General features: G+C 59.2%; 19 protein-coding genes and 1 pseudogene. 15 read left to right on the top strand and 5 right to left on the bottom strand.

The features are described 5' to 3' along the window. The first annotated feature begins 77 nt into the window (after nt 1–77). The 11 genes from HB376_RS32605 (at nt 78) to HB376_RS32555 (ending at nt 11461) form a co-directional block, all read left to right on the top strand. On the top strand, nt 78–533 hold the full coding sequence (locus HB376_RS32605; protein ID WP_213767776.1) for a hypothetical protein: 456 nt from the start codon (nt 78–80) through the stop codon (nt 531–533). Nucleotides 534–649: 116 nt separating this feature from the next. Further along, nucleotides 650–1351, top strand: a complete 702-nt coding sequence (locus HB376_RS32600; protein WP_213767775.1) for a PIG-L family deacetylase — start codon at nt 650–652, stop codon at nt 1349–1351. Next, on the top strand, nt 1348–2313 hold the full coding sequence (locus HB376_RS32595) for a glycosyltransferase family 2 protein (RefSeq protein ID WP_213767774.1): 966 nt from the start codon (nt 1348–1350) through the stop codon (nt 2311–2313). Before HB376_RS32600 ends, HB376_RS32595 begins: the two co-directional genes overlap by 4 nt. Nucleotides 2314–2504: 191 nt before the next feature. Further along, complete coding sequence (locus HB376_RS32590) at nt 2505–3809, top strand: glycosyltransferase (RefSeq protein WP_213767773.1); 1305 nt, start codon at nt 2505–2507, stop codon at nt 3807–3809. A 29-nt stretch (nt 3810–3838) separates the two neighbouring features. Beyond that, nucleotides 3839–4417 carry an HAD-IIIA family hydrolase gene (locus HB376_RS32585; RefSeq protein WP_213767818.1) on the top strand — a complete coding sequence of 193 codons (579 nt, stop codon included), beginning with the start codon at nt 3839–3841 and terminating at the stop codon, nt 4415–4417. After that, complete coding sequence (gene waaF / locus HB376_RS32580) at nt 4414–5583, top strand: lipopolysaccharide heptosyltransferase II (protein ID WP_213767772.1); 1170 nt, start codon at nt 4414–4416, stop codon at nt 5581–5583. Before HB376_RS32585 ends, waaF begins: the two co-directional genes overlap by 4 nt. Nucleotides 5584–5611: 28 nt before the next feature. Next, a complete protein-coding gene (locus tag HB376_RS32575) occupies nt 5612–7357 on the top strand; it encodes a carbamoyltransferase C-terminal domain-containing protein (protein WP_213767771.1) in 1746 nt (581 codons plus the stop codon). After that, nucleotides 7354–8421: a glycosyltransferase gene (locus HB376_RS32570; protein ID WP_255631691.1), complete on the top strand. Its 1068-nt coding sequence runs from the start codon at nt 7354–7356 to the stop codon at nt 8419–8421. Before HB376_RS32575 ends, HB376_RS32570 begins: the two co-directional genes overlap by 4 nt. Next, complete coding sequence (locus HB376_RS32565; RefSeq protein WP_213767770.1) at nt 8418–9500, top strand: glycosyltransferase family 9 protein; 1083 nt, start codon at nt 8418–8420, stop codon at nt 9498–9500. The genes HB376_RS32570 and HB376_RS32565 overlap by 4 nt, the downstream gene beginning before the upstream one ends. Further along, entirely contained in the window at nt 9490–10449 is a 960-nt protein-coding gene (locus HB376_RS32560) for a glycosyltransferase (protein WP_213767769.1), read from the top strand. Before HB376_RS32565 ends, HB376_RS32560 begins: the two co-directional genes overlap by 11 nt. Nucleotides 10450–10474: 25 nt before the next feature. Then, nucleotides 10475–11461 carry a UDP-glucuronic acid decarboxylase family protein gene (locus tag HB376_RS32555; RefSeq protein WP_213767768.1) on the top strand — a complete coding sequence of 329 codons (987 nt, stop codon included), beginning with the start codon at nt 10475–10477 and terminating at the stop codon, nt 11459–11461. Between the two features lie 503 nt (nt 11462–11964). On the opposite strand, the gene HB376_RS32550 is transcribed toward HB376_RS32555, so the two are convergent. Then, on the bottom strand, nt 11965–13173 hold the full coding sequence (locus HB376_RS32550) for an alcohol dehydrogenase catalytic domain-containing protein (RefSeq protein ID WP_213767767.1): 1209 nt from the start codon (nt 13171–13173) through the stop codon (nt 11965–11967). Between the two features lie 163 nt (nt 13174–13336). On the opposite strand from HB376_RS32550, the pseudogene HB376_RS32545 reads away from it, so the two are divergent. Both HB376_RS32545 and HB376_RS32540 read left to right on the top strand, forming a co-directional pair. After that, nucleotides 13337–13828, top strand: a pseudogene (locus HB376_RS32545) (IS6 family transposase); the annotation flags it as partial. Between the two features lie 91 nt (nt 13829–13919). Further along, nucleotides 13920–14348, top strand: coding sequence for a hypothetical protein (locus tag HB376_RS32540; RefSeq protein WP_213767766.1), 429 nt, complete (start codon nt 13920–13922; stop codon nt 14346–14348). A 233-nt stretch (nt 14349–14581) separates the two neighbouring features. Here the strand turns inward: HB376_RS32540 and HB376_RS32535 are convergent, their stop codons facing one another. The 3 genes from HB376_RS32535 to HB376_RS32530 form a co-directional block, all read right to left on the bottom strand. Further along, on the bottom strand, nt 14582–15994 hold the full coding sequence (locus tag HB376_RS32535) for a LamG-like jellyroll fold domain-containing protein (protein WP_255631689.1): 1413 nt from the start codon (nt 15992–15994) through the stop codon (nt 14582–14584). 45 nt (nt 15995–16039) lie between these two features. Next, on the bottom strand, nt 16040–16714 hold the full coding sequence (locus tag HB376_RS41395) for a metallophosphoesterase (protein WP_255631687.1): 675 nt from the start codon (nt 16712–16714) through the stop codon (nt 16040–16042). 381 nt (nt 16715–17095) lie between these two features. Then, nucleotides 17096–19276, bottom strand: a complete 2181-nt coding sequence (locus HB376_RS32530; RefSeq protein ID WP_255631685.1) for a TonB-dependent siderophore receptor — start codon at nt 19274–19276, stop codon at nt 17096–17098. A gap of 814 nt (nt 19277–20090) precedes the next feature. Here HB376_RS32530 and HB376_RS32525 point away from each other — a divergent pair. Both HB376_RS32525 and cysC read left to right on the top strand, forming a co-directional pair. After that, nucleotides 20091–21230: a hypothetical protein gene (locus HB376_RS32525; RefSeq protein ID WP_255631683.1), complete on the top strand. Its 1140-nt coding sequence runs from the start codon at nt 20091–20093 to the stop codon at nt 21228–21230. 42 nt (nt 21231–21272) lie between these two features. Next, nucleotides 21273–21875 carry an adenylyl-sulfate kinase gene (gene cysC, locus HB376_RS32520; protein ID WP_213767764.1) on the top strand — a complete coding sequence of 201 codons (603 nt, stop codon included), beginning with the start codon at nt 21273–21275 and terminating at the stop codon, nt 21873–21875. A 109-nt stretch (nt 21876–21984) separates the two neighbouring features. Here the strand turns inward: cysC and HB376_RS32515 are convergent, their stop codons facing one another. Continuing rightward, nucleotides 21985–24162, bottom strand: coding sequence for a hypothetical protein (locus HB376_RS32515; protein WP_255631682.1), 2178 nt, complete (start codon nt 24160–24162; stop codon nt 21985–21987). Between the last annotated feature and the right edge of the window lie 45 nt (nt 24163–24207).

Genomic DNA, 24207 nt, shown 5'->3' with positions numbered 1-24207 from the left:
TGTCAACTTTTCCGGTCACGAGCCGTTAAAGTCTGAAGAGCAGTACAAAACACCTTATTCGCTGGACGAAAAACGCAATGGCAGTCCTCATACCGTTTGATCATTCCCCAAATAACACCCTCGTCGCACCCTCACGTCTAGAACTGGAGTATCTGCAAAAGCGCTTGCTCACGAGCATGCGCGACGGTCTCTCGGCCACTATTACCCTCGCCCTCGCCGGGGTTCTCGCCATCATGCTGCTTCAGGCGTGGGCCTTGCCGGACACGACCATTCTCGGCTTGCAGGAAATCGTCGGCGTGACTGTGTTCGCCAGTTGTACGTGGTTTATGTACGAGCGGGGAGAAAAGAAGCTGCACCTGTACTCGTTCGAACCGGCTGATCACACGATGACTGGCGAGATCCGCGCCTTGTTGAATCGGCTGCCCGGCGGCGCCGCGTATCAGCAAGCCATTGAGATGGAGCAGCGCGCTTTTACAATCGGCGAACTCGAGCAAATCCGAGCGCGGGCACGGGAATTCTCGCAGACCGCATAAACAGGGCGGACAGGCTTGCGGCTCGCGCATCGACCTGGCTTGACCAAACGCATGTAAACGCGGACCCCAGGTCCGCGTTTTGCGTTTTCGGATGACATTTCTCTTGTCACCTCGCCATGTCCGATACCCTTGCTCGTCCACTGGTGATGTCACCGCATTTCGACGACGCCGTCTTCAGTTGCGGAACGACGCTCGCCGCTCATCCGGGAGCAGTCGTTTACACCGTCTTCTCCGGCTGCCCCGCCGCAGATGTCATGACGAAGTGGGACCGCCAGTGCGGCTTCGATAACGCCGCTCACGCAATGCATGAACGCTCGCTGGAAAACCGCCGCGCCCTGGATGTCCTGAGTGCGGTGCCCGATCGAGGGGATTTTCTCGATGCACAATATGTTCCGTTTGCACTGCCCGCGCATGCCCCGACTCAGGACGCGATCGCCCAGGCGCTCGATCGGTCGCTGCACCGCCACGGGGCTCGTACGCTCATGATCCCCCTCGGCTTGTTCCACTCCGACCACGAACTCGTGCATCGCGCATGCACCGATGTCTGGCTAGCCAACCCGGAGTTGGTCTGCTTCGCTTATGAGGACGCTCTCTACCGGCGTCTGGCCGGCCAGTTGCAAATACGCATGGCGGAGCTCGTTTCGCGCGGCATCACCGCGACACCGGTCATTGAGAACTGGCGAGCCGATCCGTCCCATCAGGCCGCGAAACGCGAAGCCGTCAAAGCGTACGCAAGCCAGCTCAAGGCGTTCGGACCTGATGGCTACGACGATGTCTTTTGTACCGAACGCTGTTGGAAGCTTGAGCTAGCGGCATGAGGAACGTGAAGAACGACGACGCCCCAGGGGACGGCCGGCCGGCCGCGGATGCACCTCCGAAGATATCGGTCGTCGTGCTGACGTACAACCGCTCGGCGCAAGTGCTCGAGACCCTCGCGCGACTGAGCGCGCTACCTGACCGAGCGCGTCTGATCGTTGTCGACAATGGCTCGACCGATGCCACTGCGGAACATATTGCCGAGCGCTTCCCCGGGGTCACCCTCATTACCGCACAGAAAAACCTTGGTGCAGCCGGACGCAACCTCGGCGTCGCAAGCGCGAGTACGGAGTACGTTGCATTCTGCGATGACGACACGTGGTGGCATCCGGGATCGCTATCGCGCGCGGTCCAATTGTTGGACCAGTCACCCCGTGTCGGCGTGCTGAGCGCCCGGGTGCTGGTCGGCGAAGCAGGCGACACCGACGCGACCTGCCGGCTGATGGCACGCAGCCCGCTTGACGCCGCCGGCTTGCCCGGCCCTTCACTGATCGGGTATATGGCCGGGGCCTGTGTGTTCAGAACGCCGCTCTATCGGCAGATAGGCGGATACGAATCGCGCTTTTTTATCGGCGGCGAAGAAACGCTGGCCTCACTCGATGTGCTCGCATGCGGCTTCGCCATTGTGTACGCCGAAGAATTGATCGTCCATCACCATCCCTCCCCGCTGCGGGACAGCGCGCTCCGGCGTCGACTGCTCGCCCGCAATGCCGCGTGGGTTGCATGGATGCGCTTGTCGTGGGGCGAAGGGTGGCGCGCCACACGGGCCGCAGTGCACGTCATGCGCCGCGAAGGTTCTTTTTTTCGCGACGCCTTGGCGTTGTTCGCTGCACTGCCGTGGGCGTTGACCCGGCGTCGCGCGATTCCGCTTGAAGTTGAGCAAATGCGGGAGGCCGTACGTCGCTCGCAAGCGATCGACGACACGGGCGACGCCGGCCCTGACGCGTCTACGCACCCGATGTAATTCTTCACAAGCCCAATAGCCGCTGTCCGGCGTCCTTGAAGCGCACGCAAAAAAAATGCGTAGGTATGGCAACGAACCGACGCTTGTTTCGTTCGCTTCCCAATGGGCACAACGAATGCTGTGTGTGATGCACGCCGATGTTGATCATGGGCGCCACCGCATACCAAGACTCGTCGACAAAGGACACCACTGTGAAGATCGCACTCATCAGCGAGCACGCGTCGCCGCTCGCCGCTACCGGCAGCGTCGACAGCGGCGGTCAAAATATCTATGTCGCGAACGTCGCACGTCAGCTTGCCCGAAAAGGTCACCACGTCGACGTCTTCACGCGTTGCGACAAGTCGTTGTTGCCGCTTGTCTCGCGCCTGAACGGGGTACGTGTCATCAATGTACCGGCTGGCCCGAAACGCCAGTTGCCGAAGGAGCAACTCCTTCCGTACATGGAGGACTTCGCGCGTTTCGTCGTCCAATTTTTCCGTCATGAACCATCACGCTACGACGTCGTGCACGCCAACTTCTTTATGTCCGGACTGGTCGGTCTGCGTGTGAAGGAATCGCTTGGCATTCCTCTTGTGACGACCTTTCATGCGCTTGGTCGCGTACGGCGCCTGCATCAGGGCGCAGATGATGGTTTCCCTGACGAGCGCTTCGACATCGAGGACAGGCTCGTGCGCGAGTCCGACTCGGTGATCGCCGAGTGCCAGCAGGATGAATCGGATCTGGTCTCGCTCTATCAAGCGGATAACGGTCGTATCGACGTTGTGCCCTGCGGTTTCGACCACGAGGAATTTCACCCTGTCGACAAGTACGCTGCCCGCGCGGAACTGGGCTGGCCGCTGGACCGTTTCATCGCGCTGCAACTGGGACGGATGGTGCCGCGCAAGGGTATCGACACGGTGGTACGTGCCATTGGCTTGTGTAACTGCGCGCTTGGCGAGGAAGCCCATCTCTATGTGGTAGGTGGCAACTCCGACGAAGCCAACGAGATCGCGACGCCCGAGATCGGCCGCTTGCGCGTCATTGCACGTGAATGCGGCGTAACGGATCGCGTCAATTTCCTCGGCCGTCGAGCACGTGCGAACCTGCGTCTTTACTACAACGCGGCGGACGTATTCGTCACGACGCCCTGGTACGAACCATTCGGCATTACCCCGTTGGAAGCGATGGCCTGCAGCACGCCGGTGATCGGCGCGAACGTTGGCGGCATTCGTTATTCGGTAGCGCATGGCGAGAGCGGATTGCTCGTGCCGCCGAAAGACCCTCTCGCCGTCGCCCACGGCTTGGTCACGCTCAAGCGCGACCCGCAGCGTGCACAAAGCATGGGCGCAGCAGGGCTCGCGCGCGCCAAGGAGATGTTCACGTGGGAAAGCGTGGCGGACACACTCAGTGAAGTCTATGCACGCGTGGCCGGGATCGACGTGGCCGCCGATGCAGCACGGCATGCGTATAACAACGTGCACGACGCTTGGCTCGCAACCGGTGGGGCTTCCGTATGACGTTCCGGATACGCGCGCGCAGTAACACCATGCGGCGCCCCGCTATCTTCCTCGACAAGGACGGAACGCTGCTCGCCGATGTTCCACATAACGTCGATCCGCTCTTGATGCGGCTCGCGCCCGGTGCGTGTGACGCGCTGCGGATCTTCGCGGAGCTCGACCTGCCGCTCTATGTGATCAGCAATCAAAGCGGGGTGGCGATGGGAAAATTTTCAATCGATGCGCTGGATATTGTCAATAAGCGCCTGCACGAACTCGTCCGCGACTGTGGCGCGATGCTGTCCGGCATCTACTGGTGCACGCATCATCCCGACGGCAGCGTTGCCCCTCATAACCGGCTCTGTAATTGCCGCAAGCCGGCGCCGGGCATGCTGCTGCGCGCCGCTCGTGAACACGGGATCGCACTCGAAGAAAGCTGGTTCGCCGGCGACATTCTCGATGATGTCGAGGCAGGCAATCGCGCCGGTTGCCGCACGCTCCTCATCGATAACGGCAACGAGACCGTGTGGCGTCGGGGACTCTTTCGGCAACCGTACTGCGTGGTAGCCAACCTTCATGACGCAGCGCTGACGATTCGACACAGCATTCGACCGGAGCTCACGACATGACGCACACGCCGGTGGTCCGGATCGACGTCGATTCGCATGCCCGTGCGCCTGCAGCCACGTCGGTACGGCCGTGGGGCGCCGAGCTCAAACGCATCCTCTGCGTGCGCCTGGACAACCTTGGCGACGTGCTCATGACCACCCCCGCCCTGCACGCCTTGCGTAGCTCGGCACCTGATCGCCACATCACGTTGCTGGCATCGCATTCCGGAGCACGCGCGGCAGCGCTTATCGATAGTGTCGATGCGGTGATCGAATACGACGCCCCGTGGGTGAAAAACAACCGTCCCGCCGATGCGGCTGTGGACCTGGCGATCGCCAAACGCCTGAGCGAAGAAGCTTTCGACGCTGCCGTGATTTTTACCGTCTATAGCCAGAACCCGATGCCCGCCGCGATGCTGTGTCATCTAGCCGGCATTCCAAGACGCCTCGCGCACTGCCGCGAGAATCCCTATGCACTATTAACCGACTGGATTGCCGAGCCCGAACCGCAAACCGGTACACGGCATGAAGTCGAACGGCAACTGGCGCTGGTCAGGCACGTGGGCGCAGTGTCATCGAATCAGCGAATGCGTTTAAACGTGCTACCCCGCGATGCCGCGTCGTTGCACCTCAAGCTTGCGCAGCGCGGTATCTCGCTCGATGCCCCGTTCATTGTGATGCATCCCGGCGCCACGGCCGCGTCGCGGCGCTATCCTGCCGAGCGCTTCGCACAGGTCGCCGCGCAGCTCTCGGAGCTGACCGGCTGGCCGGTACTGATCACCGGCAGTGCAGACGAAGCGGGCGTGTGTGCGCAGGCATGCGGGGCACACCGGTCGGCCATCAATCTCGCAGGCGCGCTCGAACTCGGCGAGCTGGCAGCGCTGATCGATCGCGCCAAGGTGCTGGTATCGAACAACAGCGGGCCTGTGCATATAGCGTCGGCGCTCGGTACCGCGGTGGTCGACCTGTACGCGTTGACGAATCCGCAACATACGCCGTGGCAAACGCCGCATGTCGTCCTGCATCACGACGTGCCTTGCCGATGGTGTTATCGCAGCGTATGCCCCGAAGGACATCATGCCTGTCTTACCGGCGTCACGGTAGGACAGGTAATCGATGCAACCATGCGACTGCTGCGTGCCGATTCTGCATCGAGCGCCGTCGACGCAATGCTGACCACCTCATGAAACGCTTCGTCACCAGGGCCATCAACCCATGTACACATTAGGCATCAACGCGGTTTACCACGACAGCGCGGCTGCGCTGATCGAGGATGGCGTCGTCATTGCGGCGGCCGAGGACGAGCGTTTCACGCATATCAAGCACGCGAAGCGGCCGGTGCCTTTCTCAACCTGGCAACTACCCTTCGATGCGATTGACTACTGTCTCAAAGAGGCCGGCATCGAGCTCGCTGATATTGATCACGTCGCGTATTCGTACGACCCAAAGCTGCTTTCCTCGATGCCCGCGAATGCGGGGGCATCGATCGAGCTGCCGCTCGAACCCGGGCTTAAGCCGCTTGCCAATCCCTCCGACTCGCCCTGGGACCCCTTGTTTTTAAGCTATATCGTAAATGCGAGAGCACAACTGACAGACGGTGCGCCGCATCATCTGATGAAACGCTTTCGCAGCGGCGGCCGTACGATGCGCTTCGAGTGGCACTACGTGGACCATCATCTTTCGCATGAGGCCAGTGCGTTTCTCGCCGCGCCGTTCACGGACACGGCGGTGCTGACCATGGACGGCCGCGGCGAAGGCGTAACGACAAGTCTTGGGCAATTCGTGGATGGGGAATACAAGCGGCTCAAGCAGGTCGAGTTGCCGCATTCGCTCGGGCTGCTGTACGAGAGCGTGACCGGCTACCTGGGTTTTCTTCACTCCTCCGACGAATACAAGGTGATGGCGCTGGCGTCGTACGGCAAGCCTGCCTATGTCGACGCGTTCCGGGAGATCGTGAGATACCGGCATGACGGCACTTATACGGTCGATGCTCCGCGCCTCGTTGAACGCTTCGGGCCAGCACGCGAACGCGGTGGGCCGCTCGAGCAGAAGCACTTCGATATTGCGCATTCATTGCAGGTCACACTGGAAGAAACGGTGCTGCAGCTTGCCGGCTGGCTGCATGCGCAAACCGGCCTGGAAAATCTGGCGATGGCAGGCGGCGTGGCATTGAACTGCGTGATGAACGCACGCGTGCGGGACCGTGGTCCGTTCGCCCAGGTATGGGTGCAACCGGCGTCCGGTGATGCCGGCACGGCACTCGGCGCAGCGCTATGGATCGATTATCGCAAGCGCGCCGAATCCGGCGACCGCTCGCGCCGGTGGCAGATGGACCACGCGTACCTCGGCCCCGGGTATGCGGATGACGAGATCGAGCAACTCTTGAAATGGACCAAAGCGCCTTACCGTCGCCTCCGGGATGTGGCCGGCGAAACAGCGGAGATCCTTGCGTCCAACCGGGTGATCGGCTGGTATCAAGGCCGCACGGAGTTCGGGCCGCGCGCGCTCGGCGCACGCTCGATCCTTGCCTCGCCTATCGATCCGCGCATGCAGGCAAGGCTCAACGAGATCAAGGATCGTGAGGATTTCAGGCCCGTCGCGCCGGTGGTAATGGAAGATTACGCGAACGAGTGGTTTGTGGATGGCGGCGTGGCGCCGTTCATGCTGTTCATCTTCGATGTGCGCCCGGCCAAGGAAAAGCATATCCCGGCAGTTCGTCATGTGGATGGGACCGCACGAGTGCAAACGGTGAATCGCCGTCAGCATGCGCTGTACTACGACCTTATCGATGCGTTCAGGCGACGCACCGGCGTGCCCATCCTGGTCAATACATCCTTCAACACCAGAGGCGAGCCCATGGTGAATTCGCCGCGCGACGCGCTCGAATCGTTCTGGACCTCGCCGCTCGATGCACTGGTGATCGGCTCGTTCCTGATCGAAAAAAATGGAGTGGGGGTATGAGCGTATTTATGAGCGCGCTTGCGGCAGATGCCTTCGACGAGTTCCATAGTAAAGCTGACGCGAACGCAATCGATTCGCCCATAGCCCGGACGCCCGACATCTCCGTGGTTGTTCCCACTTACCGCCGACCGGCGATGCTCGAACGCTGCCTCGCGTCGCTGCTGACGCAGGATTACGATCCGGCTCGCTTCGAAATTATTGTCTGCGACGACGGCCCCGACGATGCGACTCGCGCCAGCGTTGAGCGTATCTCGCGGGAACACGCGGCGAACGGGCCGTGCGTGCACTATGTACCGGTGACGGCAACGCAAGGCCCGGCGGGCGCGCGCAACGCCGGATGGCGGCTCTCGCGTGCGGCAAGCATTGCCTTCACCGACGACGATACCCAGCCGGACGCGCGTTGGTTATCGTCGGGGGTGAAAGCGCTAGCAAGAGGCGCTGGCGCGGTATCGGGCCGTATCATCGTGCCGCTCGGGAGCCGTCCCACGGACTATGAAACCGACGCTGCAGGCCTCGCGCACGCGGAGTTCGCGACCGCCAACGCGTTTATGGATCGTGCGGCACTTGAACGAATCGGCGGGTTTGACGCGCGCTTTACATCGGCGTGGCGCGAGGATTCCGATTTGCAATTTGGCCTCATGGAAGCCGGCTTTCCGATCGCTCGCGCAGACGACGCCATCGTCCTGCATCCGGTACGGCCAGCACGCTGGGGCGTGAGTTTGTCGCAGCAAAAGAAGAGTCAGTTTGACGCGCTGCTTTATAAAAAATACCCACTGTTGTACAAGCGCCGTATTCGACGCGGGCCCCCATTGTTGTATTACGCCATCGTCATTGCCGTGGTCATTTTGTTTTGCGCCGCGGTATTGGGCCATGCGCGTATAGCGGGCTATGCAGCCGCGGCGTGGCTTGCGATGACCGCGTGGTTCTGCGTCAAACGGCTATCCGATACGTCCCGCGCACCCGCCCACGTGATCGAAATGGCATGTACATCGGTACTTATTCCGTTTCTTTCCATCTATTGGCGCCTCTATGGTGCGTTCAAGTTCAGGGTGTTTTTCTTATGAGCGAGAAGATCGCGATCTTCCGCGCGCTTCAACTCGGCGACATGTTATGTGCCGTGCCTGCGCTGCGCGCCTTACGACGAGCAAAGCCCGATGCGCACATAGCCTTGATCGGTCTTCCGTGGGCGCGAAGTTTCGTGGAGCGCTACCCGCATCTCGTCGATGAACTGATCATCTTTCCCGGCGCAGTCGGATTTCCCGAGCAAGCGGAGACAAACGAACATCTCGAAGGCTTCTGGAACGCCATGCGCGAACGTCGTTTCGATCTCGCGATACAGATGCATGGAAGCGGCGGCATTGCGAACGATATTGCCGGGAAAATGGGAGCGCGCGCCAATGCCGGATTTATACAATCCGGTGAAGCGCTTAGGGACGGCATTTTCATTGGCTGGCCGGACACGCTGCCGGAGATCCTGCGCTATACCGCGTTGATGAACGCTATGGGCATCGAGACGCAAGACAGCAGCCTTGAGGTTCCGCTAAGCAACAATGACCGTGCCGAATGCGAAGCGCTGATGAACACCTTCGCGCTGTGTTCCGATCGACTCATCCTCGTTCACCCCGGCGCGCAGTTGCCGTCACGCCGGTGGCCGGCTGATCGGTTCGCTCGAGTCACTTCCTTGCTTGCCGACGATGGCTGGCAGATCGCGATTACCGGTACCGTAGCCGAACGCATCTTCACGTCGAGCATCGCGCTCGCGACAAACGCACGAGCGGTCGATCTCGCCGGCAAGACATCGCTTGGAGGCCTGGCTGCGCTGGTATCGAAGGCACGGCTTGTTGTATGTAACGACACCGGCATGTCGCACGTCGCTGCTGCGATGAAAACACGGAGCGTGGTGATCGCGTTGGGCAGCGACACCAAAAGATGGGCGCCACTGGACAGCGAGCGGCACCGGATACTTGCTCACTATCCACCATGCCGACCATGCGCGTTCCGTGACTGCCCGTACGGGCATCCGTGCGCCCTAAACATAGGCGTCAAACAGGTCATGGACGCCGCGTTCGAGCAACTCATGCACGTGTCAGACGGATGCGACGCAGCGGACAACGCTTACCGGGCGATGAGTCATGTCGAATAACCCCTCCCGACGCCTGCGCGTGCTGACCTGGCACGTCCATGGCAATTATTTGTATTACCTCACGCAAGCGCATCACGACTTCTATCTCGTGACGAAGTCCGGTCATCCACCGGGTTACGCAGGCACGGTTGGCGTCCTGCCCTGGGGTAATAACGTTCACGAACTACCGGTAGATAAGGTTGCGTCTCAGGAATTCGACGTCATTCTGTTCCAACATAAAGCGCAATGGGACGACGACCGTCTCAATCTGCTTAGCGAAACACAACGCCGCCTGCCACGTGTGTATATAGAACATGACCCGCCGCAGGAAAACGCATACGAACAACGCCACTGGGTTGACGACGCCAACACGCTGCTGGTTCATGTCACGCATTTCAACCAGCTGATGTGGGACTGCGGCACCACGCCGACGCGGGTGATCGAGCATGGCGTGATCGTTCCCGAAGGCGTGCGTCACACCGGCGAGAAGGCACGCGGGATTGTTGTCATCAACCATCTCAGGCAACGCGGACGGCGTCTGGGCGACGACGTCTATGCAAACGTGAAAGCACACGTTCCGCTGGATCTTGTCGGCATGGATGCAACGTCCGCTGGGGGTATCGGCGAGATCGGCAATCTGGATCTTGCGGCGTTCAGCGCGAGTTATCGTTTCTTTTTCAACCCGATTCGCTGGACCAGCCTGGGGCTCGCCGTCGTAGAAGCCATGATGATCGGCATGCCGATTGTGGGACTCGCGACCACCGAACTCGCGACCGTCATCCGCAACGGCGAGAGCGGGTATATCGGCACGGACGTGAGCGCGCTGATCCACGCGATGCAGCGTCTGCTGCGCGATCCGGATGAAGCTCGAGGGCTCGGTAACGGTGCACGCAAGGTCGCCATGGACCGCTTTCACATCGACCGCTTCGTGCGCGACTGGAACGAAACGCTGCGTCAGGTGAGCAGTTGACTGCAATTAAACCTGGAGAGCCATCATGAAAGAGCATCATCGCAAGCGCATTCTTGTTACCGGCGGTGCCGGCTTTCTCGGGTCGCACCTGTGCGAGCGCCTGGTGGCGCAAGGGCACGACGTCTTATGCGTGGATAACTTCTACACGGGCACGAAAGACAACATCGCGCATTTGCTGGACTGCGCGAACTTCGAGCTCATGCGTCACGACGTGACTTTCCCTCTCTACGTTGAAGTGGATGAAATCTATAATCTGGCCTGCCCCGCTTCGCCGATTCACTATCAACATGATCCGGTTCAGACCACAAAAACGAGTGTGCATGGTGCGATCAACATGCTCGGTCTGGCCAAGCGCGTCAAGGCGCGAATATTTCAGGCCTCGACCAGCGAGGTCTATGGCGACGCCCTTGTTCACCCGCAAAAGGAGGACTACTGGGGTCATGTAAATCCGCTGGGGCCGCGGGCGTGCTACGACGAAGGCAAGCGCTGCGCGGAGACGTTGTTCGTGGATTACCGGCGACAACATGGCTTGTCAATCAAGATCGCGCGGATCTTCAATACCTACGGCCCACGGATGCACCCATGCGATGGCCGGGTGATCTCCAACTTCATGATGCAGGCGCTTGAGGGCAAGCCGATCACGATCTATGGCGACGGTTTGCAAACACGGTCATTCTGTTACGTGGACGACATGATCGACGCGTTCATTAGCTTGATGAACAGTCCTGAAGGCATAACGGGTCCGATGAACCTCGGTAATCCGCATGAGTTGTCGATGCTGGATATCGCACGGCGAATTATCGAGCTGACGAGGTCGCGGTCGGAGATCGTCTTCGTGCCATTGCCGATGGACGACCCTTGTCATCGGCAACCGGACATCACGTTTGCAATCGACACACTAGGATGGAAACCGGAAACCGGACTCGACGAAGGCCTGAATCGCACAGCGCGTTATTTCCATCGTTTTACGCAAGAAGCGGCGGGGCGGCTGGGTCTAGCTGTGCCCGTGTGAGCGCCGCCGGCCACCGGGCAACGGGCGCACGACATAGCCTGGAGCGGCTTGCCGCGGTCCCGAGAAAGGGCCGCGGCAGGCGTTTGCCATAACACAGAGTTCGCTGACCAGGAACGAAGTCTGTCCAGGCACAGCGAAAGGGGGCGCCGTCCCGTCGCTTGTCGAGCATCGTGATGCATGCATTCCGTCGGCGATATTTAATCCGCCGCTACGCCCTTTGGTCATCTCCGCTTCGTACTTTCCAGAGGAAATGCTGCTGAGAGCCACTCCTTCCCGCGCGTCGTAATTTCAAGGTAGCGGTCATCATCAGTACATCTTCGAGCAAGAGGATACTTCCCGCTTAGTAAAAACGTCTCGACTGTGATCTCCACGACTCGATAACGACTTTGCGACATTTTTCGCAAGATGGGGACCGCTGAGAGCATCACTGTGGCGGAAAACGGTGTTCGCACGCGTGAATTTTCGAGGATCTGCATTTCAGTCTCCTTTCCCGTATGCGACGCTTAACCGTCCACCGCGAGCTTTACCTTGAGCCAGCCCGGCTGTCTGGCATCGAACGCTTTATACGCATCGAGCACGTTCATCATCGGCTCGCGGTTCGTCAGTACGGATAGCGGATCGAACGAGCCGTTGCGCACCTTTTCCACCAGCTGCGGAATGATCGAGCGATGGTTGCAATTACCCATTTTGATCACGAGATTCTTATTCATCGCCGCGCCGATCGGAAAAAAGCGATCGTTGGGTGGATATACGCCGATTACGCCCAGCGTGCCGGCCTTTGCAAGGGCCGCCACGGCCCAGTTGAGCACCTGGACAGGCGCGTTGCCGGGAACCCAGTTGGGGCCGTCCTGGCGCCGCTCCGATGTAATCTCGCGGCTCTCGGACTCCGCCTGTTCTTTCTCATCCGCCGAAGCGGCTGGGCCGCTGTCCGGATGTTGCGCATCGACACCGACTGCATCGATTACCCGATCTACGCCAATGCCGCCTGTCAGCGCCATGATCGCTTCGACGGGATCCTCGGCGTCGAAGTTGATGACCTCGGCGCCGAGCGACCGCGCGCTGTCGAGTCTGTCCTGAAGGCGGTCCACTGCGATCACACGCCCGGCACCCATCTGAAACGCGCTCGCAATGGCGAACTGTCCCACCGGACCGGCTCCGAATACGGCTACCGTATCCCCGAGCGAAACCTCCGCGAGTTGCGCGCCGAAGAAGCCGGTCGGGTAGATATCGGACATCAGGATCGCGCGGTCGTCGTCAATACTGTCGGGCAACTTGATCAGGCTCGCATTGGCGAATGGTGTGCGCGCGTATTCCGCCTGCAAGCCGTTGATGGGGCCAGTCGATTTCGGACCCCCGAAAAACGCAGTGCCGGCGCTCGGGCCGTTCGGGTTCGCTACATCACATTGGGCGGTATAGCCGAAGCGGCAATACGAACAAAAGCCGCACGAAATGGTGGATGGAATGAGCACGCGATCACCTCGCCTGATATTGCGCACGCCCTTGCCCACCTCTTCCACTACGCCCACACCTTCATGACCCAGGATCGTACCCGGCACCATGCCGCCAAGCGTGCCACGAATCATATGCAAATCCGTGCCGCAGATTGCGCTCGACGTGAGTCGTACGATGGCATCGTTATCCTGCTGCAACGTGGGGTCGGAAACGGTATCGAGTGAGATATCGCCAATTCCTTTAAAGACGACTGCTTTCATCGCTGGCTCCCTGGTGGCATTCGTGTCAACGTGGTTATCGATAGCAACGCCGTAGCAACGGCTGCGCCTGAGCGTCGCTCTCCCAATACCCAAATGAAAACGGTATCGGGCGGGTCCAGCACTTGCTGCAGTTGCAGTGAGCCCCCAGTGAGCCCCAATGTCCCGTAGGCACAAGCAGCCGGTAGGCAAGAGCTGGCGGATTGACGAAACGTATATTGAAGTCAAAGGCCAGTGGAAGTACCTCTATCGGGCGGTGGACAAGGCGGGCAAAACCATTGATTTCCTGTTCAGAGCCACGCGCGACAAGGTGGCAGCGCGGCGCTTCTTTAAAAAGCCGATCGCTCGGAACGGTGTACCCGAGACGATAATCCTCGACAAAAGCGGCTCTAATCTGGCTACGCTGCACGCGGTGAACGCCGAGCGGGAGACACCCATCACGATCCGTCAAGTCAAGTACCTGAATAACGTGGTCGAGCAAGACCATCGAGCCATCAAACGCATCACCCGACCGACGTTGGGCTTCAAGGATCTTCGTTGCGCCCGCATCATCCTGTCCGGTATCGAAGTAATGCATATGATCAGGAAGGGGCAGATAAAAACCGAGATTGGCACCCATCCTTCCTCCGCCGAGCAGTTTTATTCTATGGTTAGATGAGCAGTCCTTTGTCATTTCGGGTCTGCTCATCAAGATGGCTTTATCGCGACAAAACCTCCGCCTTCGACGGGATACAGTTGGGAGCACAGCTATGGTGACGGTTAAGTACGAAGATCTAATTCTGGCGTTCGAGTTCATTGGCGCTGCCGCGCCGACAGAGCACAGCGCGTATATATCCCTGGATACGGGCGCAATCTATTGGACATCCGAGGTTACCGACGGGCTTGACGACGATGTTCCCGATGATCTTGAAGTCTCGGACCGTTACGTCGCCATACCGCACAAGACCGATCTTGAGCTTGGACGTGATCTCGCGCTGAGCTTTGTCGCAGAGCAATTGCCTGACCGGTACACGCAGGTCTACGGATTTTTCCAGCGGCAAGGCGCGTACTCGCGGTTCAAGGATTTGCTCGAATCGTGCGGTGTACTTGAGGAGTGGTATGGATTTGAAGCTGACGCTGCCGAACGAGCGCTGCGCCAGTGGTGTGCCGAAACCGGTATCGAGCTTCAGAACACGTGAATAGCTTGGCCTTCAGGCGATAAATACCTTGAGCTGTTTTCGTTTGCACGAAAGCACCAGCGTCGTAGCCCTTATCCGCAATAACCGTTTAAATTCTGTTTCCTGAAACCGCCCCAAGTGCAACAAGTGAGCTTCGGATTGCCTCGTAATTCGGTGGCAGCACAATGAAAGATGACGGGTTGGGACACGGTCCCAACCCGTCCCGCAATAGCTACGTAACTACGACCGCGTTATCAAGCGCGAGCAGTCAGCCACTTCGCCGGCGGGAGCGGCTTCGGCGTAATGCGGATTTCGCCCATGGCGCCGAGGAAACCGCCGCTCAGGTTACCGTCGTTCCCCAAGCCCGCGCCCACGGCCCACGGCAAGTCGAATGTCGCAAGGCCGACCGCGTCCACCGCGTTGCGCAGTACCGGCGCGCCCTCAATATACATAGTCGTTTGTTTTGCGGCCGGATCATTAACGATCGCCACGTGCATCCACGCGTCCAGCAGGATTTCGCCGGACCAGTTCGTGCTCGCGAACATGGGCCCCGCGCCGTCGCCCTTCTCCGTCGTCGTGATTTCCCATTGCACTTCCTTCAGGTTCGAAATGGCGCACTGAACCGGCGGCGATACTTCCCAGCCACCTTCCCATGCCGGAAAATCTCCACGGCGCCCACCGCGCGTCATGATGTTCATCCACTGGTTCCTGGCTGCCGTCCACGACTTGTCGAGCTTGATGAACATCTCGACCGTATAGCCGTCCCTGAACGTCTCCTTGTTGATGGCTGCGGCAACGTCCGTCATGAAGTAGCTGAAACGAGCACCATCCGTGTTCAGAAACTGCACGCTGCCCGGAGCCGACGACAAGCGATGGCGATCGTCCGACCACTTCATGTCGGCAAGCTGACCCGCGCTGCCGTTCCCAATCAGCGCCCCGCGCTTGAGGGCATTGTTGCGGCCGGAGGCGTCGTTGATCACTGTGCCGTCGGCGACAGCGGAGCCCACCGTGCCACCGAAGAAGCGCCAGTGCGCCAGCGTTTCCGCGACCTTCGGATAATCTTCCGCGTTCTTTGCGGGAACTTCCGGCGCGACCGGAATGCCCTTGAAGCCGTCCATGATCAGCGAGGTCGCGATAGCCGTCAGCGACGTATTCGTGGCCTCTGCGGTCTTGAACTTCGGCGCGAAACCGGAGAAGCGCTTGGCGAAATCAACCTTGATCGTGAACTGATGGTTCGCTTCGGTCAGCATGGCCTGATCGAAGCTGTTTAGCGTTTCGGCGGGCTTCTGACGAACCCACGGCGAGAACGACAGCGCCTTGATTTCGTTGTTCGTGAAGTCGAATTCGTAATAGCGCATCAAGCCGTTGCCGCCTTGATAAGCCATCTGATAATCGACCACCATTTCTTCAACCGGGTTGCCGAATTCGTTGATCTTCGTGAGGTGCGCAGAGCCGTGATGGTGACCGTTCACCGTCATGAAAATCTGGTCGTTGCTCTTGATCAGCTTCTCCCACAGCATCAGCCCGTAGTCGACTTCCTGCGGGCTCACGGCGTCGTTTGCTATCGCGATCAACTGGTGATTGACGAGAATCGCAGGCAGCGTCGGGTGGGACTGAAGTACGTCGCGCGCCCATGCAATGCCGTTGTCCGATACGCGCCATGACAAGCCCAGCACCAGGAAGCGCTGACCTTCAGCTTCGAAAATATGGTACTAGTGGAAGCCGCTTGGATCGCGTCCGCCGAACGTTGCCTGCTGCTTGGCGCGCTTCGTGTCGAACCACTTCAGGTACGGCTCGTCCGCGAGGTCACGGGTGGCATCGGTGCCCGCTCCGTTGCCCGCGCTCTCTTCATAGCCGATGTCGTCACGCACGTCGTGATTGCCCGCTATCACCGAATACGGCAAGCGGTTTTTTTCGAGCACCTTCATTGCGGTATCCGCGATTGCCCATTGCTGCGGCTTGTCAACCTGATCGACGATATCGCCAACGTGGATCACAAACGGGATCTTCAGTGCCTTCGCGTTGTCCGCGAGCCATTGAGTCTGTGCCATGAACGGCTCGCTGCCGTAGAGCTTCTTGAACTGATTGCCGGTTTCGGCTGTGGCATAGCGCGAGTAGAACTGCGTGTCCGGAAGCACTGCGAGACCGAAGCTCGACACCGGGCTGGGCGCGACCGGCGGCGTCGGAACGGGTGTATTCGCAACCGGCGTGACCGAAGCAGAATCGCTGCTGCCGCCGCATGCTGCGAGGATCGACGTTGCGCCAAGTGTAGGAAGGAGAACGCTCATCCTGACGAACGACCGGCGGCTTTGATTGGCTATGTCGCGAACGTCGGGAATGATGTTTTCAGCGGAAACAACTGACGTTGATGCGGGTTTCTTGCTCATCGACTCTACGGCTCCGAATGCTTTATATCAATGAATGGAGCCGCGACTTTAGGGTTTAATTATTACTAATATATTACATATACATAACTATTATTTCATTTTGTTAGGTAAACTGCGGACTGCGGTCGAGAGATCCAGGGACGGATGGGGACTATTTCAATTAATTCATTTATCCCTATGTGATACGTAATCCGAACTATTTTTTCTGCTGGCGCGAGATGTGCGAAAAACATGGCTTTGTCGCATTGGCGATGTCGCGGTAACATTCGGGTCGCCAAAATTCGTCGATTAACGATGAAGAAGACCGCGACACCCCCGAACGGCTCTTGCTTTGGGCATTGCGAATGCATCGCTTGATCTCCAATGCGGCTGAGCCTCATCCTAGAAATCGGAATGGAGGGTGACAAAGGCACTCAGCGGTTGACCGACATACGCGCCTGCAGCGTTAGCGGCAATGAAATATCTCCGGTCAGTGATGTTGTGCACATTGAGGTCCACGCCCCGATGCCGTGCCTCAAAGCCGAAAGCGGCATTCGCAATCACGTAGGACGGAATCGAATTGACGTTGGTGATATCGCTGTAACTCTTGCCCAGATAGTTCAACCCTGCGCCCACATGGAACCCCGGGATACCGGCGATTGAAAAGTCATACGTAGTCCATATATTCGCCATATACGCCGGAACGCCCTGTGGATGATTGCCCACTGAAGTGATACCCTGGGGATTGTCGGTAATGACCGCGTGTTGGGCCGTCACGTTTGCCGACAGGTGCCAGCGGTCGGTGATTGCGGCGTCCAGCGACGCCTCGGCGCCCTTCGTCTTCTGGCTGTCGAATACCACGGATTCCACGTCGTTGATGGTGGTGAGCGTTGCGACGTTGTCCCGTGAAACGTCGAAGAGCGCAGTGTTCAAAACCAGGCGATCGTCGAGGAACGCGAACTTGATGCCCGCCTCATACTGCAGCGCGGACTCGGGCGCGCCAATGCCGTTCTGTGTATTTTCGGAATTGAAGTTGGCGAGATGGCTTTTCGATACGCCGACGTAGGGAGACATCCACGGCAGCAGCTTATACAGGGCCCCGATATTCCAGCTCACCGGGGCGTCATCGCGGGTATCCGTGACGCCGGCGAGGAGCGGCTGCCCTCCAGTCCCGAAACGCCCAGGCACGGAGATGAGCGGCGTCAGCGACGTGTCCCACCAATCCTTGCGTACCCCCGCGCGGACCTTGAACTTGTCCGTGACGTCGATCTGGTCGGTAGCATAAATGCTGTAGTAGTTAGCGGCGAGGTGATCGTCGTCGCAGGAATGCTTCGCGTCGCACAGGAACGTCAGATTGCCGACGGAGGTTTCCGGCGGGACCGGCGCAAATGCGTCGGCGATGTTGGGAAGGTCGGCGGTCGAGCGCTTCGTATCGATCGTCTGGTGCTGGTACTCGAAGCCGGTCAGCAAGGTGTGAGCGACACTGCCGGTTCCAAAGCGCCAGACCGGCTCCAACTGATAGTCGAAGGTGTTGTCCGAGTCATCCTGCTGGCGCAGTTGACGCCCTACCACTTCGCCATCGCTCACTTTCGTGCTCGTACTGTCGCCGTTTCCCAGCACGTCGAGCGAGCGATGCAGGTACGAAAAGCGGTTGTTGATGGTGAGGATGTCGTTGATCCGCCATTTATCCGAGAGCGTGGGACGCACATAGCTTCCGTGAGCGAAGGCAAAGGGCGTGGAGTATTTCGAGTCGATCGACACATTGCTGATAGGCGTGCCGTTCAGATAGATCAATCCATAGGAGTCCGGTGTTTCGTGGATCTCGCGCAGGTCCAGCGCGAAATCGATTGTGTGATTGTCCAGTTGCCACTGCAGCGCAGGTCTCACCTCGTAGTCGTGACTACTCAGGTCGCGAAACCCGTCCGAATGGGAGAAGGTGGCATCAACCCGGTAGTTGAGACCCGCGATGCCGGTCGGGCCTGTGATGTAGTCATTGTTCGTGACGGTGCCGAACGACCCGGCTTGTACGCTTGCGCCGTAGTGCAGTTCCGGCGACGGCGTGTAGTGCACGATGTTGATCGTGCCTCCAGGCGGCCCGCTGCCGAAGAGTGCCGACCCTGGCCCCTCAAGGACTTCGATGCGCTGCACGCCGTTGAGCGAGTGCGAGATGCCACCCAGAAGATCGCCATCGGAAAAGCCATCGCTGTAGATCTGGGCGTTCAGGCCGCGGATCAGGAAGTGATCGTAATAGCCCTTCGTATCCTGGCCGCCTACATTGACGCCGCTCGCGTTGCTCACGCCTTCCCGCAGCATGGTCGCGCCCTGTTCGGAGAGCACTGCGCGCGGAATGACCTGGGCGTTGGACGGCAGGTCCTCCAGTTTCGTGCCGGTCTTGCTGGCGGCGCTGACCTGCTTAGGGTCATTGACGCTGGCGTCGCTGCTGAAAGGACTGTAGCTGGACAGCGCAGTGCCGTGAACTTGAATGGGCGGCAGGCTTGCCGGTTGAGGTCCGTCTTGAACCTGCTGGGCAACGGCACGGTCGATTTGTGCAGCGCCAGCCAGAAGAAGAAATCCGGTTCTCAAGTACCTCTGATGTATTTTCATAACGTTTACACTTCTCCTCTATTTTAATTACGGCCATCGATTGATCGTGGATCGTTCACTGCCCTGTTTATGGATATAACAATGGCAATCATTCGCATTAGCATTACGGAATGCATGGCTTAACGAATGTCGCTTCGTGTTTATTCCGGGCTATTGCGTAAACAAGGCAAAAATTTTCGGGAACGAGCGTATGAACGAAAGCCCGACGCTTGACCGCGATCGATGGATGCTTCTATTGGAGGAAGAGGAGGAAGAACGTCGCCCGGTGTTTTTCAGCCGCCGGCATGCGGCGTCAGCCGAGCGCTTTGCCCGAGGATCTGAATTTGGGGGGCTTCGAATCCATCGGTTGGCTTATCGAGGTTCCTGCGATGTCGTCACGTGCGAGGACCGCCTGCCTTGGCGCGACGTTTCGCCCTTGCGCCGTTATGGTCGCTATCGCCGACGCATTCCTGCCGAGGGTTTAAAATATCGGTGCTACGAATAGCGCCGGATACCTTTGTTATTTCCCTTGGTACCTCGGTAAACCGGCACCCTCTCACGCAGCTACGCGGGTAACCGATCGTAACCGTTGGGGGTTTCGCGGCAACTCGGACCCCGACGGGCGGAACTACACTACCTGCGGCCCAATCGGCTGTTTCCCGATATCCTCGCTCGCATGTCGTCTATAACAACGGCCTTTAACAGCGGCCCGAATGGCAGCTTGCAGATTGCGTACACACGCGAACTGAGGCAATGGGCGACACCGACGCTGCAGACATAAACCAACCTTCCCTCTGGACTTTAGAGAAAGCCGATGACGCAGCAATCTGGAAGTGCCCCACGCACCGCCGATGACAACCGACACATTTCCGTAGATCCCGCGGGTCAGGATGCCGTCCTGCAGGAGAAAGGACGGTCGCGCGGCATTTTCCTGCACACCGGCTGGAGAAGCGCGGGAACCTGGGTGTGGTCCCGCTTTCGGGCGTTACAGACCGTGACGGCGTTCTATGAGCCGCTTCATCCCATACTCGGCGATCTGAGAGCGGCCGATATCCCCGCCCTGGAGCCGACCTGGACCTCGGGTCACCCGACGCTCACGGCGCCCTACTTCACCGAATATCGACCGTTCATCCAGGACAACTCGCATGGTGTGGCCGGGTATCGGAAGAGCTTTAGTACGGATCGCTTCGGGCCCGTGCCGGATGCTGGCTTTCCAGCATTGCAGGCGTACTTGCAAAACCTCTGTGACCAGACGACGAATCAGGGTAAAACACCGGTCTTCAAATTTTGCCGTTCGCTCGGCCGCTTGCCATGGTTCAAGAGCGCGTTCCCCGAGGTAATGCATGCGGTCGTCTTGCGAAATCCCGCATCGCAGTTCGCCTCCGGATGGCTGCTCCACCAACAATGGAGCAATCCATTCTTCGTTGCTGCTCCGTTCCGCGTGTTGGGCCTCAATCAGGCCGAGCCCATCGTCAAGCAGGTCATTGACGTGTGCGGCGTTCGCTTGCCGCCTGCTCCTGTTACCTCGATCGATGAATATGCTGCGGCCTGCGAGCAATATGTGCGTAATGTCGAGGGCGACAATGCCTATCGGGCATTTTTGGCGCTGTGGATTCTCTGCGCGTTACGTTCGGTCGGCAACGCGGATCTGCTGGTCGATCTCGACAGGCTCGGGCAGTCTCCCGAATACGCCTCGGCATTGCGGACGCAAGTTCGAACGCAGGTCGATATAACGCCAGGCTTTAACGGTGCGCGAGATCTCGTCGCGGAGACGAGGCGCAATGCCGTGCGAATGAAGGGAATTGACGGACGCATGATCCGACCCATTCACGCCTCCGCATTGAACTTCGTGGCGTCGCAGAAGGGTTCCATGGGATCGGCGACCGACGTCACGGAGGTCATTAAAGAGAAGCTCGCGCTTGCCCTTGAGCTATCAGAACAGTGGCGCTACTGAATGCATGTCATGCATAACGGCATAAACCTGCGTGGAGGTTAAATGGACCTGTCAGCCGATAAGCCGCCTCACGTTCACCCCCATGCTTTTGCAGTCGGCGCGAAGGATCGCGCCGAGTTGCTTCAACAGACGCCCGGCATCGTTTGGTTTACAGGTTTGCCCGCGGCCGGAAAGTCCACCCTCGCTGGCGCTCTGGAAGTAGCGCTTCATAACGACGGCAAACACAGTTTTCTATTGGACGGCGACACCGTGCGCACCGGCCTATGTCGAGATCTCGGATTCTCCGACGAGCATCGGCATGAAAACATCAGGCGGCTGAGCGAAGTCAGTCGACTGATGGCTGACGCCGGCCTGCTGGTGCTGGTCTGTGCCGTCTCACCCTTTGCCGCCGACCGGCAACTGGCACGCGTCGTTGCCGGACCTCACCGGTTCGTGGAAGTGCACGTGCATGCGCCCATCGCGGTCGCGGAAAGCCGCGATCCTAAAGGGCTTTATAAGCTTGCAAGACAGGGGGCGATCAAGAATTTTACGGGTATCGATTCCCCCTACGAGGAACCGATGACCCCGGACGTTCGCATCGATACCACCCAATGTTCGGTAGCCGATGCGCTGGCCTTGATTATTCATCGATTGAGCGGTAGTTGAGTACTGAGATGTCCCGGGAACGCCGGACCGCGCGTTGACATGTTGGATCGCGCCGGTAATGGCACGAGCCGCCCTGTTCCGAACTGGGTTGGGCGGCTCGCTCGCTTTACTACATCTTCGCTACGTGGCCATAGCAGGCTTTAAGCGCGGAATACTCGTAGAAATGGGCCGTTCCCTTCGCCTTCGCGCTATCACACTCGCCCTTGAAGTCGGTTTCCTTTTCGTTGTAGAGCATCTTCACCAGCAGCTTGCCGCCTGCATCGGCATACACGTCCCACTGCATGTTGGCGGCCATCGGCGACACATACTCGCCGCGCCATGTGCTGTTCGTGTAGTTAAACGTCTCCGACTTCGGCAACGGTTGCGACACGCCTTTCAACCCCATGTGAACTGCCAGAGGCATCACGATTTCCGCATGCGCGAAGCGCAGCTTGGCCGCGTGCGAACGATCGCCGGCAGCAATGGCGTCGACTTCGTTGAACAGGTCGTCAACGAGAATCTGCGCCATCCGGTGCGTGACATCGCCCTTCTCGGCCATGCCCGGTCCCTTGTCGTAGAAGTCCGATGCATCGTTAGTCGATGCAAAGTACTTCGCTTGCGCCACCGGCATGTAGGCCGTGAAGTCCACGCCTGCTTCGCTCTTCATGGCAGGTGAAATCACGTACAACTCATAGAGCAGCGAGCCGACATCGCCGAGGGACTTTATCGTCGTGCCGCCGTCGCCATTGAGCACCGGCGAGAACTTCCCGTCGTCGCTCGTGAACGTGACCGTGCCGGTATTGGCAAAGCTATAGGTGCCGTTCGCGATCTTGTCGACGAAAGCGGGTGTGAACAGGCGCTCAAGCAACACGCGTCCGGCACTGGTTGCTTCAGGTGTCAGCGTCAAGCCGCTTTGCTTGGCGATCAGATCGGTGTCCTTCTTGAAGTCCTGATATGCCAGGCTGTCGATATACGTCGCGTACAGCGGATCGGCGGGCTTCGCGACCAGATCCACTTTCTTGTCGAGCTTATGGAAATACAGCAGGAAGCGGTTGGTGCCCGCAGGTTGACTCACCGCCGTGCCGTTGTCTGGATAAGGCGCGGGCGCGGCCGGATAGGTCACGAGGCTCGTCAGGGAGGGCTGCGAACGCTTGAGCGATTGAATGAAGAAATTGCCGCTGTCCACTGCGCGATCCACGCCCGACGTTACCGTTACAATCTGGCGCGGCGTGACGTTCGCGGTGTCGCCCACTTGTTTCCAGTAAGCCGGCAAGCGTTGCAACATGCGCGTCGCGAGCTGCGTATGTTCAGTAATGCCAACTTGTGTCTCATTGCCGTAACCCGGCGTCGAAATGCCGCTTACCCCGTAGCCCAGCAGCACGTTGGCCTTCATGATCTTCAGGACATCGGGGCCAAGCTTTGCACCAAGCGCCGTCAGAGCGCCTTCGTCCTGCGCTTTCTTCCACATGTTGTAGACGGCCAGATCGTACTTGAGGCTCGACAGGCCGCGCGAGCCGTGGCGAGCCACCATCTGCGTATACACGGGTGAATAGCCGCCAGGAGCCGCCTCGTAGGTGCTCACGTCCTGTTGCGCGCGATACGGCGCCTTCGTCTGATAGAAGCGATCCGTCAGCGCCGCGCCCGCAAGCACGGTGCGGATATCGGCGTTCTCGCCCGAGGCAGCAATCGCGGTACGAATGCGCTGCAAACCTTCTTCCGAAGCGTCCTTCAGCACAGCCTTCACAGCCACGTTCGTTTCTTCGTGGAAGTCGCCGAGCAGCTTTGACCTTTCGACGCCTACGGAAATAGCGACCTTCTGCACGGCATCGTCAAACGGTAGATTGCCGGCTTCCATCTCTTGCACAACGGAGGTCGAATGGAAGCTGACAACCGACGGCGCTTCTTTCGGCGCGCGCAACACGACCTTGCCGGCAACCGGCTTCGATACGCGTGTATCGGGATCGAACTCAGCGGCATCCAGGCCAATTTCCGCGATAACCGCCGCCCCGGTTCCAGTCAGGCTGAACTTGCCTTGATTGTTGGAGCGTGCAACGGGTTCGTTAGGATCGCAACGGCCGTTGGCATTGGTGTCGAGACACACCACGGCGTTGGTGAAATAGCTTCCGATAACAACGCCGGTCGTGGTCGCGGCACCCGGGTTATTGGGAGCTGGCGTATTCGGCGTGGCGGGTTGTGCGGGGTCGGACGAATCGTTCGAGCCGCCGCAACCGGCGAGCAGCAACGCCGCGCCGATGCAGGTGAGCGCCAGTGCAGGCGTTTGAAAAGACTGGCGGCGTTTCTGTGACATCTGAATTCCAAGCTTGGCAAATGGGATTCACATTGTTTTGTAATT

Origin of the sequence: Caballeronia sp. dw_19 (assembly GCF_018449515.1) — a bacterium.
Classification (GTDB): Bacteria; Pseudomonadota; Gammaproteobacteria; order Burkholderiales; family Burkholderiaceae; genus Caballeronia.
The sequence above is the reverse complement of the archived record's forward strand: the minus strand, read 5'-3'. Positions and strand labels throughout refer to the sequence as shown.

Excerpts from the sequence above, each read along its gene's own strand:
- cysC (WP_213767764.1), top strand. The coding sequence starts at position 21,273 with ATGGACCTGTCAGCCGATAAGCCGCCTCACGTTCACCCCCATGCTTTT.
- HB376_RS32525 (WP_255631683.1), top strand. The coding sequence starts at position 20,091 with ATGACGCAGCAATCTGGAAGTGCCCCACGCACCGCCGATGACAACCGA.
- HB376_RS32515 (WP_255631682.1), bottom strand. The coding sequence starts at position 24,162 with ATGTCACAGAAACGCCGCCAGTCTTTTCAAACGCCTGCACTGGCGCTC.
- HB376_RS32570 (WP_255631691.1), top strand. The coding sequence starts at position 7,354 with ATGAGCGTATTTATGAGCGCGCTTGCGGCAGATGCCTTCGACGAGTTC.
- HB376_RS32595 (WP_213767774.1), top strand. The coding sequence starts at position 1,348 with ATGAGGAACGTGAAGAACGACGACGCCCCAGGGGACGGCCGGCCGGCC.
- HB376_RS32555 (WP_213767768.1), top strand. The coding sequence starts at position 10,475 with ATGAAAGAGCATCATCGCAAGCGCATTCTTGTTACCGGCGGTGCCGGC.
- HB376_RS32565 (WP_213767770.1), top strand. The coding sequence starts at position 8,418 with ATGAGCGAGAAGATCGCGATCTTCCGCGCGCTTCAACTCGGCGACATG.
- HB376_RS32550 (WP_213767767.1), bottom strand. The coding sequence starts at position 13,173 with ATGAAAGCAGTCGTCTTTAAAGGAATTGGCGATATCTCACTCGATACC.
- HB376_RS32605 (WP_213767776.1), top strand. The coding sequence starts at position 78 with ATGGCAGTCCTCATACCGTTTGATCATTCCCCAAATAACACCCTCGTC.
- HB376_RS32540 (WP_213767766.1), top strand. The coding sequence starts at position 13,920 with ATGGTGACGGTTAAGTACGAAGATCTAATTCTGGCGTTCGAGTTCATT.
- HB376_RS32585 (WP_213767818.1), top strand. The coding sequence starts at position 3,839 with ATGCGGCGCCCCGCTATCTTCCTCGACAAGGACGGAACGCTGCTCGCC.
- HB376_RS41395 (WP_255631687.1), bottom strand. The coding sequence starts at position 16,714 with ATGAGCAAGAAACCCGCATCAACGTCAGTTGTTTCCGCTGAAAACATC.
- HB376_RS32600 (WP_213767775.1), top strand. The coding sequence starts at position 650 with ATGTCCGATACCCTTGCTCGTCCACTGGTGATGTCACCGCATTTCGAC.
- HB376_RS32560 (WP_213767769.1), top strand. The coding sequence starts at position 9,490 with ATGTCGAATAACCCCTCCCGACGCCTGCGCGTGCTGACCTGGCACGTC.
- HB376_RS32575 (WP_213767771.1), top strand. The coding sequence starts at position 5,612 with ATGTACACATTAGGCATCAACGCGGTTTACCACGACAGCGCGGCTGCG.
- waaF (WP_213767772.1), top strand. The coding sequence starts at position 4,414 with ATGACGCACACGCCGGTGGTCCGGATCGACGTCGATTCGCATGCCCGT.